14 protein-coding genes are annotated in these 15,606 nt (G+C 72.2%); 1 reads left to right on the top strand and 13 read right to left on the bottom strand.

The features are described from left to right. Positions 1 to 54: 54 nt before the first annotated feature. The 12 genes from CR470_RS26445 to CR470_RS26390 all read right to left on the bottom strand — a co-directional run bounded on the left by CR470_RS26445 (position 55) and on the right by CR470_RS26390 (position 13,907). Positions 55 to 1,179 carry an AI-2E family transporter gene (locus tag CR470_RS26445; RefSeq protein ID WP_097870037.1) on the bottom strand — a complete coding sequence of 375 codons (1,125 nt, stop codon included), beginning with the start codon at positions 1,177 to 1,179 and terminating at the stop codon, positions 55 to 57. Between the two features lie 90 nt (positions 1,180 to 1,269). Next, positions 1,270 to 3,483 carry a HelD family protein gene (locus CR470_RS26440; RefSeq protein WP_179892380.1) on the bottom strand — a complete coding sequence of 738 codons (2,214 nt, stop codon included), beginning with the start codon at positions 3,481 to 3,483 and terminating at the stop codon, positions 1,270 to 1,272. A 161-nt stretch (positions 3,484 to 3,644) separates the two neighbouring features. Further along, positions 3,645 to 4,904, bottom strand: coding sequence for a phosphopentomutase (locus CR470_RS26435; RefSeq protein WP_097870035.1), 1,260 nt, complete (start codon positions 4,902 to 4,904; stop codon positions 3,645 to 3,647). Between the two features lie 11 nt (positions 4,905 to 4,915). Next, complete coding sequence (locus CR470_RS26430; RefSeq protein WP_097870034.1) at positions 4,916 to 6,079, bottom strand: YhfX family PLP-dependent enzyme; 1,164 nt, start codon at positions 6,077 to 6,079, stop codon at positions 4,916 to 4,918. 2 nt (positions 6,080 to 6,081) lie between these two features. Further along, complete coding sequence (locus tag CR470_RS26425; protein ID WP_097870033.1) at positions 6,082 to 7,209, bottom strand: aminotransferase class V-fold PLP-dependent enzyme; 1,128 nt, start codon at positions 7,207 to 7,209, stop codon at positions 6,082 to 6,084. Between the two features lies 1 nt (position 7,210). After that, positions 7,211 to 8,167: a phosphotriesterase family protein gene (locus CR470_RS26420; protein ID WP_097870032.1), complete on the bottom strand. Its 957-nt coding sequence runs from the start codon at positions 8,165 to 8,167 to the stop codon at positions 7,211 to 7,213. A 69-nt stretch (positions 8,168 to 8,236) separates the two neighbouring features. Then, on the bottom strand, positions 8,237 to 9,571 hold the full coding sequence (locus CR470_RS26415; protein WP_097870031.1) for a YhfT family protein: 1,335 nt from the start codon (positions 9,569 to 9,571) through the stop codon (positions 8,237 to 8,239). Positions 9,572 to 9,614: 43 nt separating this feature from the next. Then, positions 9,615 to 9,971 carry a DUF2620 domain-containing protein gene (locus tag CR470_RS26410; protein WP_097870030.1) on the bottom strand — a complete coding sequence of 119 codons (357 nt, stop codon included), beginning with the start codon at positions 9,969 to 9,971 and terminating at the stop codon, positions 9,615 to 9,617. 77 nt (positions 9,972 to 10,048) lie between these two features. Further along, the gene (locus tag CR470_RS26405; protein WP_097870029.1) at positions 10,049 to 10,435 is read right to left on the bottom strand and encodes a PRD domain-containing protein; all 387 of its coding nucleotides are present in this window, start codon (positions 10,433 to 10,435) and stop codon (positions 10,049 to 10,051) included. Between the two features lie 94 nt (positions 10,436 to 10,529). Continuing rightward, entirely contained in the window at positions 10,530 to 11,468 is a 939-nt protein-coding gene (yhfZ, locus tag CR470_RS26400) for a GntR family transcriptional regulator YhfZ (RefSeq protein WP_097870028.1), read from the bottom strand. An 82-nt stretch (positions 11,469 to 11,550) separates the two neighbouring features. Continuing rightward, entirely contained in the window at positions 11,551 to 11,763 is a 213-nt protein-coding gene (locus CR470_RS26395; protein WP_097870027.1) for a hypothetical protein, read from the bottom strand. Between the two features lie 245 nt (positions 11,764 to 12,008). Continuing rightward, entirely contained in the window at positions 12,009 to 13,907 is a 1,899-nt protein-coding gene (locus CR470_RS26390; protein WP_097870026.1) for an RICIN domain-containing protein, read from the bottom strand. 217 nt (positions 13,908 to 14,124) lie between these two features. Here CR470_RS26390 and CR470_RS26385 point away from each other — a divergent pair, with 217 nt between their 5' ends. Continuing rightward, positions 14,125 to 14,787 (top strand): TetR/AcrR family transcriptional regulator, encoded by a 663-nt coding sequence (locus tag CR470_RS26385; RefSeq protein ID WP_257138924.1) that lies wholly within the window; start codon positions 14,125 to 14,127, stop codon positions 14,785 to 14,787. Positions 14,788 to 14,883: 96 nt separating this feature from the next. Here the strand turns inward: CR470_RS26385 and CR470_RS26380 are convergent. After that, positions 14,884 to 15,606 (bottom strand): MerR family transcriptional regulator (locus CR470_RS26380; RefSeq protein ID WP_097870025.1); only part of this gene is annotated, 723 nt, incomplete at its 5' end.

Genomic DNA, 15,606 nt, shown 5'->3' with positions numbered 1-15,606 from the left:
CCGCCGGCGCTGCTGCGCGGCCTCGGGCGACGAGTGCGCCGTGGGCGGGGCAGGCTACGCCGGGCTCGGCGTGCCGCCGGCGCCGTCGGCCAGGTCCTCCGGTTCCGGCTGACGCGGCTCCTCCACGAGCTGCTCGCGGAGGTAGTTCCAGACCACCCCGAGCAGCGCCGCCACCGGCACGGCGAGCAGGCTCCCCACCACGCCGGCCAGGCTGCCGCCCAGCGTCACGGCGAGCAGGATCGTGGCCGCGTGCAGTCCCAGCCCGCGGCTCTGGATCATGGGCTGGAACACATTGCCCTCCAACTGCTGCACCACGACGATGATCGCCAGCACGATCAGGGCGTCCATCGGTCCGTTCGAGACCAACGCGATGACCACCGCCACGAATCCGGCGAACAGCGCCCCCACGATCGGCACGAACGCGCAGACGAAGGTCAGGACCGCCAGCGGCAGCACCAGCGGCACCCCCAGGATCCACAGGCCGAGCCCGATGAAGACCGCGTCCAGCAGGCCGACGAACGCCTGGGACCGTACGAAGGCGCCCAGGGTGTCCCAACAGCGCGAGGCCACCTCGGGGATGTCGGTGGCGAGCCGGCCGGGAAGCTGACGGGTGAGCCACGGCAGGAAGCGCGGGCCGTCCTTGAGGAAGAAGAACATCAGGAAGATCGCCAGAACCGCCGTGACCAGCCCGTTGACCACGGTGCTCACCCCGGTGACGGCGGTGGTGACCACGCTGCCGACACTGTCCTGGAGTTGAGCGGTCGCGGTGTCCAGGGCGCCGGTGATCTGGTCGTCGCCGATGTTCAGTGGCGGACCCGCCGCCCACTCACGGACCTTGTCGATGCCCTCGACCACCCCGTCGGCCAGCTCCCCGGACTCACCCGCCACCGGCACCGCGATCAGCGCCACGATGCCCGCCCCCACGAGCAGGGAGAACAGCGTCACCACCGAAGCGGCGAGCGAGGGCCACCACCCGAGCCGGCGCAGGAAACGGGCGAGCGGCCAGGTCAGCGTGGTGAGGAAAAGGCCGACTATCAGCGGCCACACGACCGACCACATCCGGCCCAGCACCCACAGCGCGACCGCCGCCGCCACGAGCACCAGCAGCACCTCTGCGGAGACCCGTGCCGACGTGCGGAGAGCAGCCGCGGTCTTTGTCGAACTCAATGGCGAAGACATGGCGTCACCCTATGGCTTCGCCGACCGTGTTCCGGCCACGCCCGCTCCCCGCCGACGCCGAGCGTCACGAGGGCGGGCCGCCCGGCCCCGTCAGCGCAACGCCGGGGGCAGTTCCTCCCGATGGACGATGCCCAGGCGCTGGGTGGCGCGGGTGAGCGCCACGTACAGATCGCTCGTGCCGAACCGGGCGGGCTCCACGACCAGCACATGGTCGAATTCGAGCCCCTTGGCCTGGCGCGGATCCAGCAGCACCACCGGGCGCGTGAGGTCGGGTGCCTCGCCTGCCGTGACGCCCTCCAGCGGGGCGGCGATCTCCTCGTGCAGCGCACGCGGCGCGATCACCGCGAGGCGTCCCTCCCGGGGCGTCAACTCCACGACGGCCCGGGCCACCTCGCCCGCCAGGTCCTCTCCGGCATCCCGCGTCCACGGCTTCTCGCCGGTCGACCGAACCGAGACGGGGGCGGTGAACGAGGGGTCCTTCTCCCGCAGGACCCCGGCGGCCAGCTCCATGATCTCCGCGGGCGTACGGTAGTTGACCTCCAGCGTGACGTGCTCGAAGCGGTCCCCGACGTACGGCCGGAGAATCTTCTCCCACGACCCGACACCGGCCTCCTCCGAGGTCTGCGCCGGGTCGCCGACCAGCGTCAGTGAGCGGGCCGGTGCCCGGCGCATCAGCAGTCGCCACGCCATCGGCGAGAGCTCCTGCGCCTCGTCGACGATGATGTGCCCGAACGCCCAGGTGCGGTCGGCGGCGGCCCGCTCGGCGGCGGTGCGGTGGTCGGCCTCCTCGTGCCGCTCCGCCATCCGCTCGGCGTCGATGACGTCGTGGGCGGCGAGGACCTCGGACTCCTCGTCCTCGAACTCGTAGCTCTCCGAACCGCGCGACAGCTCCAGCACGCCCTGCGCGTAGCCGACCCGCTCCTGACGGGCGGCCTCGGCAGCCGCCTTCTCCGCGCTGTCGTCGATGCCGAGCAACTCGGCGGCCTCGTCGAGCAGCGGTACGTCGGCGGGCGTCCACGCTCCGGTGGCGGGCGGGCGTCGGATCGCGTCGGCGTCCTCGTCCGGTACGTACACCGGGTCGGCCAGATAGCCGGCGAGGAAATCCTCGGGGGTCAGCGGCGGCCACAGCTCGTCCACGGCCGCGTGCACCTCCTTGCTCAGCGCGACGTCCCGGCCGAGCTGGGCCACGTCGTCGGGGCCGAGGAAGTTGGGCCCGCCGTAGGGGTCCGCGCCGATGCGCTCGACGAGCTGCGCGGTGAGCGCGTCGATGACCCGGAAGACGAAGTGGGGGCGGGCGAGATTGTGCGGCAGACGTGTGTCCCTGGCCGCCTGACGGGCCTCGTACGCGATCTCCCAGTCCAGGACCAGGTCCCCGCCGTCCTCGTGCGGGATGATCATCGCCGCCCCGGGCTCGGGCAGCCGCTGCCGGTCGCGTACGGCCAGGGCGAGCGCCTCGGCCATCGGCTCGCCGCCCTTGACGGCCGCGGCGCGCGGCGAGTCCGTGCCGGTGGCGTGCACCCCGGGGAACAGCTCCGCCTGCGTCGCCAGCAGCACCCCGGTCTCGCCGAGCGCGGGAAGCACCTCCGCGATGTAGCGCAGGAACGCCGGGTTCGGTCCCACGATGAGCACGGCCCGCTTGGCGAGCAGCTCGCGGTGCTCGTACAGCAGGAAGGCGGCCCGGTGCAGCGCGACGGCCGTCTTGCCGGTGCCGGGTCCGCCCTCGACGACGAGGACGCCCCGGTGCGGGGCCCGGATGATGCCGTCCTGCTCGGCCTGGATGGTCCGCACGATGTCGCCCATGCGGCCGGTGCGCGCGGAATTGAGTGCCGAGAGCAGCACGGCGTCGCCGTTCGGATCCTCGAAACCGGTGCGGTCGCGGTCGCCGAGATCCAGGATCTCGTCATGGAGTTCGGTGACCGTGCGGCCCTCGGTGGTGATGTGCCGTCGCCGGCGCAGCCCCATCGGCGTGTGCCCCGTGGCGAGATAGAAAGGACGCGCCACCGGCGCACGCCAGTCGATCAGAACAGGGGTGTGCTCGGCGTCGTCCTCACGGATCCCGATACGGCCGATATGGTGCGCGAGCCCGTCGGAGCGGTCGATGCGGCCGAAACACAGTGAGCCGTCCACCGCGTTGAGCGCGGCGAGCAGACCCGAGCGCTCCGCGACGAGGATGTCGCGCTCCAGCCGCGCCTGCTGGCCCGTACCGACCGGCGTCAGCGCGTGCTCGACGCCGTCGGCGGCCACCCCGCGCAGGGCGTCGACCCGGGCATGGAGCCGGTCGATGAATTCCTGCTCTTCCCGCAATTCGTCGCTTTCCCGGTTTGACAAAACGGCTCCCCGCCAGATATATTCGTACTCATAAGGCCCCCGAGCGGGGCCTTTCTGCATGAGCGCAGAAGAATTCAATATACGCGAGGCAATCCCCGGACCGCAATTACGGTCCGGGGATTCTTCGTGCCCGGCGACTACGTCCGGAGCGCGGTGGCCCGCGGCTCCCCGTCCGTGCCGATCGGCGTTCCGGCCGCCAGGTCCCGGGGGGAGAGCGCCAGCGACCGCGCGGCGGTCGCTCCCACGTCGGCGAGACTCCGCGCGTCCGGCAGCAGCTCCACCCCGGCACTGTCGGGGCGGTGGATCAGCACCGGCACGTACTCCCGGGTGTGGTGCGCGTGCCCGATCGCCGGGTCGTTGCCGTGGTCGCCGGTGACGATCAGCCGGTCGCCGGAGTCCGTGAGCAGCGCCAGGAGCCCGGCGAGCCCCGAATCCACCTGTTCCAGCACCTGCCCGTAGCGCCCGCTGTCCTGCTGGTGCCCCGCCAGATCCGTCTCCTGGACGTTCGCGACCACCAGGGCGTCGCCCCCGGTGCGCACCGCGTCCAGGGTATGCGCCAGGACGTCGGCGGTGCCCACGGCCGGCCGCCGGTCCGCCTGTTCGCACACCAGGATGTCGGCGGCCTTCCCCACCAGGGTGACCGGGATGCCGGCCCGCGCCGCGAGAGCGGGGAGCTGGCGGGTGTGGTCGAGCGGGGCGCCCAGGTGCTGAACCTCCAGGCCGCCGTTGCGGTAGAAGCCGGTGGCCGGGGTGTCCAGCCCGACCGTGCCCCCGTCCCCGCGCCGCACGTAGGAGCCCAGCGGGCCGTCGGCATGCCCGCCCACCGCGATGACCCGGGCGACCGGGGCGACCGCCCGCACCGCACGGGCGACCGCGAGAATCCCGCCCGGACCGTCGAACGGCAGATCCTGAAGGCGCCCCGAGGCGTTCCAGTTGATCCCGGGGTCGGCCTCCAGGTTGTCGTGGACCAGCACCGTCCCGTCGACCAGCAGCAGCGGCTTCCCGTCGAGCCGTTCGGCCCGGTGGCCGGCTGCCGTGAGCGCCTCGGCCACCTCGTCGAGGTGGTCGGCGAGCCGGGCCACGGTCACCCGGCTGAAGTCCGCGCCCATCATGGTCTGGTGGCCCGCGAAGGTGTCCGCGCCGGGGTAGCCGAGCCCGGCCCGGCCCGCCGCCACCGGCAGCCGGGTGCTCCGCGCCAGGTCCCGGTGCGGATGGACCAGACCGAGACCCAGCGCCCCGAGCACCGGGAGCCGCAGCGGCCGCCCGAACGCGGCGCGGGCGTGGTCGAGGACATGCCCGCAGGTGTCGGCGGCGCGGTCGCCGGGGCGCAGCACGCCCGCGTCGGGCATGGCGCCGACGCCGAATCCGTCGATGACGACGATGACGGTCCTGGCCATGAGATCGCTCCTTACAGGGCTCGGCCGTGGGCGTCGTAGAGCCCGTTCAGACGGGGCCTGCCGGAGGCGAGTCCGGAGACGACGGCGACGGTCGAGCGGGTGACGAAGATCTGGGTGCGGAAGGCGAGCAGCGCGGTGTCGCCCAGCCGGACGTCCGAGCCGGGCGGGGGCGCGTCGAGCAGCCGGTAGTAGTCGATGTTCTCGGCGGGGGCGTCCTGCACGCCCAGACGCGCGCCGGTGCGTGGCAGGAGGGCGCCGCGGATGTGGGAGCGCGCGTAGAAGCCGCCGCCGAACAGGGCCGGGCGGCCGTCGTCGAGGGTGTGGGCGACCTCGCTGACGTACACGTACGCGGGCTTCTCGGGCTGGGCCGGGTCGAGGGCGTGCAGCGGAGTGGTGCCGGTGAGGGCGTGACCTGGCTCCCCGTGCGTGGCCCCGCGCTCGGCGAGCAGCGGAAGGGACGCCATCGAGGTGGCGCTGGGCGCGCTCAGCCTCAGGTCCCGGTGCCCGCGCGCCGCCAGCAGGTCACGGGCCTTGAGCGCCAGGTCGAAGGTGGCCGTCGCGGTGGGCAGACCCGTCGCCGGGTCGCACAGCACGCACGGGAAGGCGGTGACGCCGGCGAGCCGGATGCCCGGCAGCGCCTCGGCCGCCTCGGCGAAGGCGTCCAGCCGCTCCACCGGAACCCCGCCCTCCTGCCCCGGGTGGACGACGCCCCCGGCGCCTTCGAGCCGGATCAGGACGTCCTGGACGAAGCCCAGCTCCCGGGCCGCGTCCGAGACGGCACGGGCGTTGGCCAGGTCGAAGACCGTGACGTTCTCAGGCCGCCACGCCAGCATGCCGGGCAGGTCCCGCCGGGGGATCTGCACGAGGTGGCCGAGGTTGCCCGGCCTCGCCCCGGCCGCGTGCAGGGTCCGGGCCTCGGCCGGGTCGATGGCGGCGGAGCGGGGGATGTGCCGGGCGACGGCCCGGATCAGTTCCGGGTTGCGGCCGACCTGTTTGACGACGAACCACAGGCCGAGGCCGAGGTGTTCGGCCTCCGCCGCCAGCAGCGCGGCGTTGGACTCCACGGCGTCGAGATCCATCACATACGTGTCGGGCGGGATCTCGCCCCGCCGGTGCAGGGTGGCCGCGGCGTCGACGAGCTCGGGGTTGCGGGTGAGCACGGTGTCGAGAAACACGGTCAGTGGCCCTTCGGGTCGGCCATCGCGGCGAGCGAGCGGCGCAGGATGTCGATGACGAGGTCCGCGCCGGCCCGCATCGGGTTGACGCGTACGGTCCAGTCGGCCAGCTCCGGGGCGTCGTCCAGGGCGGAGCTGGACATCCGGTAGAAGAGCGGTGCGATCTCGTAGCGCGAGTTGGAGCCGACGGGGTAGGGCGCGGCGCCGAACCGTGCGGCGACGGACGGCAGTTCAGCGGCGATGGGCCGGTCCAGGCGGATCAGCAGGCAGCGGTCCTGGGCGTTGGCGACGCGTACCTCCGCCACCCCGGCCACCTCACCGGCCGCGAGCCGTTCGGCGACCTCGGTCCCCACCCGGGACTGCACGGCCCACAGGAGCGGTACGTGGGTGAGGGCGCGCAGCGCGTCCAGCGCCTGGTGGCCCTGGACCTGCCCGCCGCCGGAGTAGTTGTCGTGGCGGACTCCCTCGACCACATCGCGCGCGCCCACGACCAGGCCGACGCCCTCGGGCCCGTGGAGTTTGAACAGCGAGAAGCAGGAGGCGTCGGCGCCCAGTTCGACCCCGGCGGCGGGGGTGCGCATGACGGCGTAGTTGTCGTCCACGATCGTGCGGACCCCGGCCGCCCGGCAGGCGGCGATGACCTCGGCAGGATCGTAGGAGTCGGCCAGCCGCTGCCGGGTGTGCTGGACGTACGCCCACCGGAACCGCCCGGACGCCAGAGCGGTGTCGAGCGCCGCCCGGTCGTTGAAGTCCGCCTCCGTGGTGCGTACGCCGATGCCTCGGAAAGTGACCTCGGTGGTGCGGTAGACCGGGGCCCGGTGGATGAGCAGGTCGTCGCCCGCCCGGACGACGGCGTTGAGCGCGGCCCGGATCGCTCCGGTGCCCGCGCCCTGTACGAGGGCGGCGTCCTCGGCGCCGAAGAAGTCGGCGAGGACCGACTCGACGCGGGCGGTGGTCCGGGGCCGGCCGAGGCCGGGGACGACTCCCGCGTCGGCGGAGAACAGCTGCTCGCCCTCGAAGTGCGCGGCGGTGGCCTCCAGCAGCCGGAACTGCCGGGCCGCGGCGTCCTCCAGAGCCACCGTCGGCAGCGGAAAGGTCACGGGGAGCGCGGGTGGGGGTGCGGGGCTCATGTCAGTTCTCCTCCACGGTCGCGCCGGTCAGGAAGCGCACCGGATTGCGGCGGGTCAGCAGGTCGATCAGGTCGTCGTCGGCCCCGGCCGCCCGCAGCCGGGGCAGGAAGCTCGCGAAGAGGTGCCCGTACCCCTGGCCGCCCTCGTCGCGCAGATAGCCGTGGCGGGAGATGTCACAGCTGAGCAGGGCCCGGTCGGCGTGGCCCGCCTCCAGCAGCGCGAGCAGCAGCCGCAGTCGGGTCTCCTCGCTCTGGTACGCGGTTTTGCCCACGGTGTCGAACGCGACGTACGCCCCGCTCGCCGCCAGCTCCCGGTGGACGCCGGGGTCGTCCAGGAGGTCCTGGTGCCCGATGCTCACGCGGTGGGCGGGCAGGCCCTCACCGGTGAGCAGCTCCAGCTGGGCGAGGCCGCCCCGGCCGAGCTGGGCGTGGGTGGCGACGGAGAGGCCGGTGGCCAGCGCGGCGCGTGCGCCGGCCCGCAGCACCTTGGCCTCGGCGGCGGTGGGTACGTCGCCGTGGCTGCCGATCTCCCCGAGGACGCCGGGCCGGACGCCGCTCCCGTCGATGCCGTCCTCGATCTCCCGGACGAGGATGCCGGTGAGCGCCGCCACGTCCAGGGCGTCGATCTCCGCCGTGTGGAACGGCTCGTAGTACCAACCGGTCGCGGCGACGACGGCGACGCCGGTCTCCCGGGCGATCCGGGACAGCGCGCGGATGTCGCGTCCCATGCCCCGGCAGGTCAGCTCGACGACCAGGGCGAGGCCGTACTCCTCGCGCAGCGTGGCGAGTTCGGCGGTCACGGCCGCCGCGTGGCGTTCCGGTCCGAGGACGGCCGCGCCGTCGCCCACCCGGTCCAGATCGAGGACGAGGTGTTCGTGGGCGAGGGCGGGGCCGCGTACCGAAGCGGCCCGGAGCTCTCCGGTGACGGTGTGCAGGGTGTGCGGTGCGGGGTGGTTCATCGTGGGGCCTCCTGCTCCCTGTGCGGCGCGGCCTTCTGCGTGTACGGCACGGCCGGATCCGGTCGGACCTCAGCCCTTGACCGGGGTGAACAGGTCGAGCCAGTACAGGATGTTGAGGAGGACGCCACCGACGATCACGGCCGCCGGGGCCGCCGCCATCCTCACGACGGGCCGGCCCATCGACTCGTTCAGCAGGTAGAGCCCGCCGACGACGAGGATGCCGAGCCCGCCGCCCATGGCGTTGGCGGCCATCAGCGAACCGAAGAGGATCGCGAGCTGGAGGGTGTCCCCGATGGCGCTGCGCAGATGCTCCGAGGAGTCCCGGACGCTCGGCAGCTTGCCGAGCACCTTGCCGATCCAGGAGAGGGCCAGTACCTCGACGGCGAACACGAGCGCACCGACGACGGCGGCAAGGAACGGGTTGGGCATGAGGTACCCGATCGGGTACACCAGGGTGAAGCCCGCGATGCCGTACGCGCCGGACGCCAGGGCGGTGGTCGCGATCAGCGGGATGAAGCCGAAGACCCGGTAGAAGTCGACCTGTGCCGCCTCGGCGTACTGCCCCTTCGCGATCAGGAAACTGGTCGCCTCGCCGCCGCCGAACACGTGCATCTGGGCGAGGACGCACACACCCGCGCCCAGCAGCATGAACAGCGGCAGGTACTTCCGCAGCCGGGCCGCGCTGGCGCTGAAGAGGGACGCCATCGGGTCGTCCCCGCCCACCTCCTCCACGACGCCCGCCGCCCGGTCGGCCCGGCGCTGCCGCAGGTCCTTGGAGACGGCGAGGCCGATGAGCATCAGCACGCCCACCGCCATGGCCAGCGCCCCGGCGAACATGTTGGGCCACAGCTTCATCGTCATGACGACCAGAGCCAGTTCGAGGACGCCCGCGATGCCGCCCCACCTGCGGCCGAACTGCTTGGTGATGGCGAGCACCGGGAAGAGCGTGAACAGGAACAGGATCGGCGTCGACATCTGCTGCATGGCGGTCAGGAAGTCGACCGGGAGGTCATGGGCGACGTTGTTGGCGCCGTTCAGTCCGAAGACCACCACCGCGCCCCACGCGCCGCCGAGGACCGGGGCGAGCCACTTCTTCGGTGACAGCATCCCGAGGATGTCCGTGGGCAGGAAGAGCAGCCACGGGTTCAGCACGCCGGTGGACAGGGCCATCGGCGCGCCGAGCCCGAAGATGAACCCGGCGGAGAGCCCGAACGAGACGGCCGTCGTCGCGCTGCGGGTGGTGCGCCCCTGGATGAAGTCCAGCAGGAAGGGGCGCACACCGTCGTTGAATACGGCAAGCGCCATGTGCGCGATGAACGCCGTGAGCGCGCAGAGGGCTATCACGGTCAGTTGCTGGGCCAGCGAGAAGTCGAGTTCCGCGCCGGCGGCGAGGGTGGTGCTCACGAGTCACTCCTTGGTGCCCGGGACGATGAGAAGGCGGCTGTGATCAGCCGCGGGCCGCGATGGCACGGGCCATCAGCGGGGCGATGACGTCGATCTGGTCCATCGAGAAGCCGAAGGCCTTCTTGCCGTCGGCGAGCAGGGCGGCGATGGCGTCCTCGGTGGGGACGCTCCGGCCGAAGGTGTGGCAGGAGGCGCTGCCCAGGAGGCCGACGAGCACGCCCAGCGACGCGCCCGCGCCGGTGTGGCAGGTGCCCAGGTAGTAGTCGGCCTGACCGACCCGCAGCTTCATCGCGGCGTCCATGTCGCTGGAGGGAACGACATCGAGGGAGTCGATGCCGAGCTTGCCGATGGCCTGGGTGACCTCGACCTTGCCGACTCCACCGGTGAGGATCTTCGTCATGGCTGTCCTGCTTTCTACGTGTTCCTGCGGGGCGTACGAGGAGAGGGTGCGTACGGGGGGAAGGGCTCGGCGGCCGGTCAGGACGCGGGGGCGGGCGGGGACTGCCGGGCCAGAACGGCCAGGTGCATGCCGAGAAAGTTGATCTCTGATCCGGGGAGCGCCGCCCCCAGCTCCCGCTCGGCCCGTGCGGCGACCGCCCGGGCGCGGGCGACCGCTTCAGGATGGTCCGCCAGTTCGGCGGCGACCTGGTCGTCGGTGAGGAACTGCTCGATCGGCTCACCGTTCAGCAGGCGGCCGATGGCCATCATGAGATGGCTGGTCAGCATGGCGGCCGTCGCCTCGGTGATCAGGTGCCCCTCGGCTTCCAGGGCGGCGAGTTCGGCGGCGACGAAATCGGCCACCTCGGGTTTGACCTGACCGCCTTCGCGGAACAGCTGGATCCGCAGCGCGAGCTGGTCGTCCATGACGATCCTCCTCAATCAACAATAACCAGGATTCTGTATTTTCAGGCTGTGCGGCGCTCCGGAACCTCCGTGTCGCGGCGGCCGGGCCCGCGGGTCAGTACGAGGGGACGCGCTCCCCCCGCAGCACCTCACTCTGCAGCCGTGTCACCGTCGACAGGTCGAGCGACTCGCGGACGGCGGCGAGCGACTTCGCTCCCTCGGTCCGGCCGATCACTGCGGCGGTGGAGTTGCGCAGGGCCAGCTCCCGGGTGACCTCGTTGCCGAGCGGCACCACGTCGACGCCGAGCCCGAGCCGGTCCTGCGCCTCGTCGAGGTTCCAGACGGTCGCGTCCACCTCGTTCCGTGCGAACAGGTCGTGCAGCTGCATGTAGGAGGCCTCCCGCCACTCGATGTCGTCCCGGCCGGCGAACACCCGCTCCACGAGCATGCGCAGATCCTCCGAGGCGTGGTCGATCGCCACGCGGAGCCCCGGTGCGGCCAGGTCCGCCCCGTGCCGTACGAGCATGCCGTGCGCGCCGACGTAGGTGGCGGGGCCGAGGTCGGCCACCAGCTCCACCGGATGCTCGGCGATCAGCTGGTCGGCGGCGAAGCGCGACAGCACCACGAGATCGACCTTGCCCTCCAGCAGGGCGGCGGTGCGGGCTCCGGCGCCCCGCATGAACGTGATCGCGAACGGTGCGCCCGCCTCCTCGAAGGCGCTGCGCAGTCCGGTCGCCAGCCCCTCGTACCTGCGTGAGTAGGGGAGCGGCATGGCCGCGAGCAGGGTCCCCAGCCCGGACAGCCGCCACAGGACGGTGCGGTCCGAGCGGACCAGGAAGGTCCCCAGGTGGCCGCGCGCGGTCGTGGAGATCGCTCCGGCCTCCTCCAGCAGCTGGAGGGCTGCCTGGACGGTTCCGTTCCCGCAGCCCAGCTCCTGGGCGAAGTCGCGCACGCGGGGCAGGCGAGTGTCCGGCTCGTGATGCAGGAGCAGGACGGCCAGCTGCCGGGCGGCGAGGCCGTTGCGCGTGAGGAGACGGTCGTCGAGGTCGTTCACGCATCAGACAGTAAACAGGATTCTGGATACTGACAAGGGCCGCGCCGCCGGGCCTGAAGAGGCCACCACGAGCCGAGCCGCCTCAGGCCGGCAGGGGAACGCGGATCACGGGGGTGAACGGGTGCTTGTTGAAACCGCTGCGCACATTGCGGCAGCCCGGCGCCTGGCACATGAAGAACTCGTCGACGCTCCGGCGGCCCGTCCGGCCGCGGAGCCAGGTCTTCTCGTCGGGGGTGAGCGAACGGTGCTGCTCGTCGGAATCGCACGTGTAGCAGTACATGGCGCGGGCCGGCACGGGACCTCCTGAAGCGGGCGAACTGGCAGAAGGCGAAGCATATGAGGGCGCGTCGGCCGTGGACGGTGTACGGCGCGCCCGAGCCTGTCGGTGTCGGTGTCGCGGTCGGGGCCGATGCGCCGCTCCAGGGCGCCGTCGACCTCGCCGGGATGGCGGCCCGCCGGGCCCGGGGAGCCGCTGAGGACACGCGCCGCGGCGGCCCCCGTCCCTCCGGAAGGAGGGCCGCCGCGTTGCGGTCGCCCGCGTCAGCGGGTCAGGGTGAACGCCTGGGCCGGGGAGCCGGAGCAGGGCTGCTGCGAGAGCCTGGCCCCGTCGGCTGTCGAGGAGTTGTCGACAGCGAGGCACTTGCCGCTGTGGCGGGCGACGAAGCGGTACCGCGCACCGCCGGCCAGGGTCTCCGGCCGCCACTGCTGATTGAGGCCGCCCTCGTAGGACCACAGGTGGACCCTGACGCCGTCGGCGGTCGCCCCCGAACCGCCGTCGACGTCCCAGGCCTTCGCGTTGTGCCGGTTCACCACCTGGTAGTGCCCGCCGCCGGTCGGCCGGAACTGCCAGCCCTGGTTGGCCCCGGCCCCACAGGCCCACTGCTGCAGCGCGGTGCCGTTGCCCGTACCCCAGTCGGCCGCGTCGAGGCAGGCTCCGCTGTGGCCGTTCCGCACCTGGTACCACGCGGCGGGGTCGATGGAGCCCGCGGGCGGGTCCGTCGTTCCGCCGGTCCCGTCCCATACGAAGGTGGCGACAGCCCCGGCGGGCAGGGTGTAAGCGAGCGACTTCCCGTTGTCGGTCAGGGAGAAGCGCTGCGCTCCGGAAGCGGTGTTGACGACCACGGCCGCGCGACTGCCGTCGCTGTTCTGGAAGGCGACGTTTCGCACCCCTCCGGCGCCCTGGCTGGTGGAGCCGATCCGTGTCGCGCCCGCCTCGACGAACTTGGAGACATGGCCCAGAACGTAGAACTCGGCGTTGCGGGTGACCTGGCCGCCGTTGATCTCGACGACGCCGTTGCAGCGGTTGGTGCAGTGACCCTGGTGGGGGCCGCCGTTCTGATCTAGGGCGAGGTTCCAGTTGATGACCGTCTCACCGCCGTGACGCATGTTCTGCACCACGAGGTTCTCGGCGTGCCACGTGAGTGTGTCGCCGAACGTCGTCGCCGGGTTCGCGCTGTCGGTGCCCGAGCACTCCGTGAAGAAGACCCGCTTCCCGGCGTCGGCGATCTGCTTCTGTGCCTCGGGCGTTCCGCCGTAGCAGTGGAACGCGGCGCCGATGATCCGCTGGATGCCACCCGTCCGTGCGAACACGTCGAGCGGGTAGGTCGGATGGTCCCAGTTGTGGTCGTAGGCCAGGATGTTCGTCGGCAGGTTCGCCGCGGTGAGCGCACCGTCCAGCACCCGCAGGAAGTCCGCCTGTTGGGCCGAGGTCATGCTCATGGACGGATAACTGGTCGCGAATTCCGGCTCGTTCTGTGCCGTGAGATCGGTGAGGGCGATGCCCTCCTGGCCGTACGCCCTGATCGCCTTGACGAGGTAGTCGGCGTAGGCCTGATAGTGCTCGGGCCGCAGACTGCCGCCGTTGAGCGCGTTGTTGGTCTTCATCCAGGCCGGCGGCGACCACGGGGAGCCCATGAAGCGGATGGCCGGGTTGATGGCCGTGGCCTGCTTCAGGACCGGGATGATCTGGCTCCGGTCCCGGTCGATGGAGAAGGCGCCCCGGGTGTCCTCGTACGTGTACGCGTTTCCGTCTCTGTCGAAGTCGGTGCTTCCCAGGGGCTGACGAAGGTAGTTGAGCCCGATGCCGTCGCCCTCGGTGGAGAAGAGTGACCGCAGCACCGTGGTGCGCTGAGCCTGGGGGAGGCTCTGGAGGAGATGGGCGGACGCGCCCGTCACCGACGCCCCCGCGCCGGTGAACTTCTGGCCCTTGTCGGCGGCGTCGACGCGGATGTCGACCGCCTGCGGAGCCCCGGTGAAGGGGACGTTCCCTTCCGGGGTGAGCTTCTTGGAGCCGTCGGGAGTGGTGACCCACACCTGCGCGGCCGGGTCGGCCGCCCGGGCGGTACCGACGGCGCCGTCGACGCCGAGGGCGGCCACGGCGAGGACGAGCGCGGCGGCTGCCGCGTGCGCTCCGGAACGTGGGGGAGTGGAGCTTGGCATGGTTGCGGCTCTCCTTGGGTTCGTACCTGCTGACAGGTTGCACCCCGGCCGACGGAGGGCGCGGCGGACGCCTCGCTCCGGGCGTGCCGGTCACAAGAGGGCGGGACAACGGCATGAAAGCACACCGACTAAGTGGTTAGTAAGTAGTCTGCCCCCGTGTTCTTCCCCGCTGCCCGGAAGATCTTCACCGGGCCTCCGGCAGGCTTAAGGTGAACCGGTGAGCAACCAGTCAGTGGGCAGGCCGACGCGCGGTCCGGCCAAGCCCCGTACGCCGCGCAGCCCGGAAGCCCGGCAGCGACAGCAGGACATCCTGGCCATCGCCATGGACACCTTCGCCGCCCGTGGCTACAACAACGCCTCGCTCGCCGAGATCGCGGACCGGGTCGGCCTCACGCAGGCGGGGGTGCTGCACTACTTCCGCTCCAAGGCCCTTCTCCTCACCAGCGTCCTCGAACTGCGCGACCAGAGAGACATCGAGCACCTCGGCCCCGATCGCCCCCAGGGGCTGGACTTCCTGCGCCACCTGGTGAACACCGCACTGCGCAACGCGGAGCGCGAGGGCATCGTCCGGCTGTACGCGGTGCTCTCGGCGGAGTCCGTCACCGACGACCACCCCGCCCAGGACTACTTCCGAGATCGCTACCACGGGCTGCGTGCCTTCGTCGCCGACGCCCTGCGCGAGGCCTGCGAACCGCCCGACGGCCGGGTGGACCTGACCGACAACGCGGCCAACGCCATCATCGCGGTCATGGACGGCCTGCAGGTCCAGTGGCTCCTGTCACCGGAATCCGTGGACATGGCCGCATCGACCGATCTCGTGATCACCTCACTGCTGGCGACTCTCGATCCCGGGCGCTTCGGCCCCCACGCCGCCCGCTGACCGCTTCGACCTGCACAGGACCCGACACACCGCTCCCGGCGGCCCTGACCCCGCGCAAGTTCCCGCACGGGCGGTCGTGGAGCGCGAACATCCCGCTCACCGGGGTGAAACGGCCCCCGCCCCGTCCGGTGCCCCATGTCCGGGAGAGATGGCGGCGGAACCCGGCCCCTCACCCGTGGCCACGCTCCGCGCACCGCCCCGGCCGTCCGTCGCCTCCAACTGAGCTTCCAGGGAAGCCAGAAGCCAGTCGTGCGCGGAGCCCGGAGTCGGCTCGGGACGGCCGCCGGGAGCGCTGATCACCTCGGCCGTCAGGTCCCAGTACCGGTCGATGCGCGGATCAGCCGCGAGCCGGCCCGCCAGCACGCGGCGGAAGGCGGGCGTGTCGTGGGCGCCGTACGTGCTCGCGTACACGTCCACGAACGCGTCCAGCGCCTCGCCGGGAGAGGGCTCCGCACCACGGCGCAGTTCCCCGCCCGCCAGGTCGTACGCCTCGGCGAGACCCGCGTACAGCACGGCCGACGCACGGGCCCCCGCGACGCCGTGCGCCCGGGGCTGGCAGGAGTCGCGGCCCCCGCCGTCGCACGGACGGGTCACGTAGGCGTGCAGCCGGGCGAAGGCGAGGACCTGGGTCGGCCGCGGGGCGTCGGGCGGGTGCGGCACCGCCGCTTCCAGGAACGCGGTGACGGACCGGGCGGGCATGCGGGGCGGCAGCCAAGCACGCCAGAATCGGGCCAGCGAGGCGGTGCTCGGCGGAGCGGCGACCGTGCCGACCAGCCGCAGCCGGCCCGGCCGTTCCGCCGGCGGGCTCTCCTGCACCAG

It is taken from the genome of Streptomyces sp. rh34, from assembly GCF_002551245.1.
GTDB lineage: Bacteria > Actinomycetota > Actinomycetes > Streptomycetales > Streptomycetaceae > Streptomyces.
Note: the sequence above shows the minus strand (reverse complement) of the source record. Positions and strands in the feature narration are given on the sequence as shown.

What these genes read in the sequence shown, in the direction of transcription:
- CR470_RS26405 (WP_097870029.1), bottom strand. Translation starts at nt 10,435, where the DNA reads ATGGACGACCAGCTCGCGCTGCGGATCCAGCTGTTCCGCGAAGGCGGT.
- CR470_RS26435 (WP_097870035.1), bottom strand. Translation starts at nt 4,904, where the DNA reads ATGGCCAGGACCGTCATCGTCGTCATCGACGGATTCGGCGTCGGCGCC.
- CR470_RS26420 (WP_097870032.1), bottom strand. Translation starts at nt 8,167, where the DNA reads ATGAACCACCCCGCACCGCACACCCTGCACACCGTCACCGGAGAGCTC.
- CR470_RS26390 (WP_097870026.1), bottom strand. Translation starts at nt 13,907, where the DNA reads ATGCCAAGCTCCACTCCCCCACGTTCCGGAGCGCACGCGGCAGCCGCC.
- CR470_RS26445 (WP_097870037.1), bottom strand. Translation starts at nt 1,179, where the DNA reads ATGTCTTCGCCATTGAGTTCGACAAAGACCGCGGCTGCTCTCCGCACG.
- CR470_RS26425 (WP_097870033.1), bottom strand. Translation starts at nt 7,209, where the DNA reads ATGAGCCCCGCACCCCCACCCGCGCTCCCCGTGACCTTTCCGCTGCCG.
- CR470_RS26410 (WP_097870030.1), bottom strand. Translation starts at nt 9,971, where the DNA reads ATGACGAAGATCCTCACCGGTGGAGTCGGCAAGGTCGAGGTCACCCAG.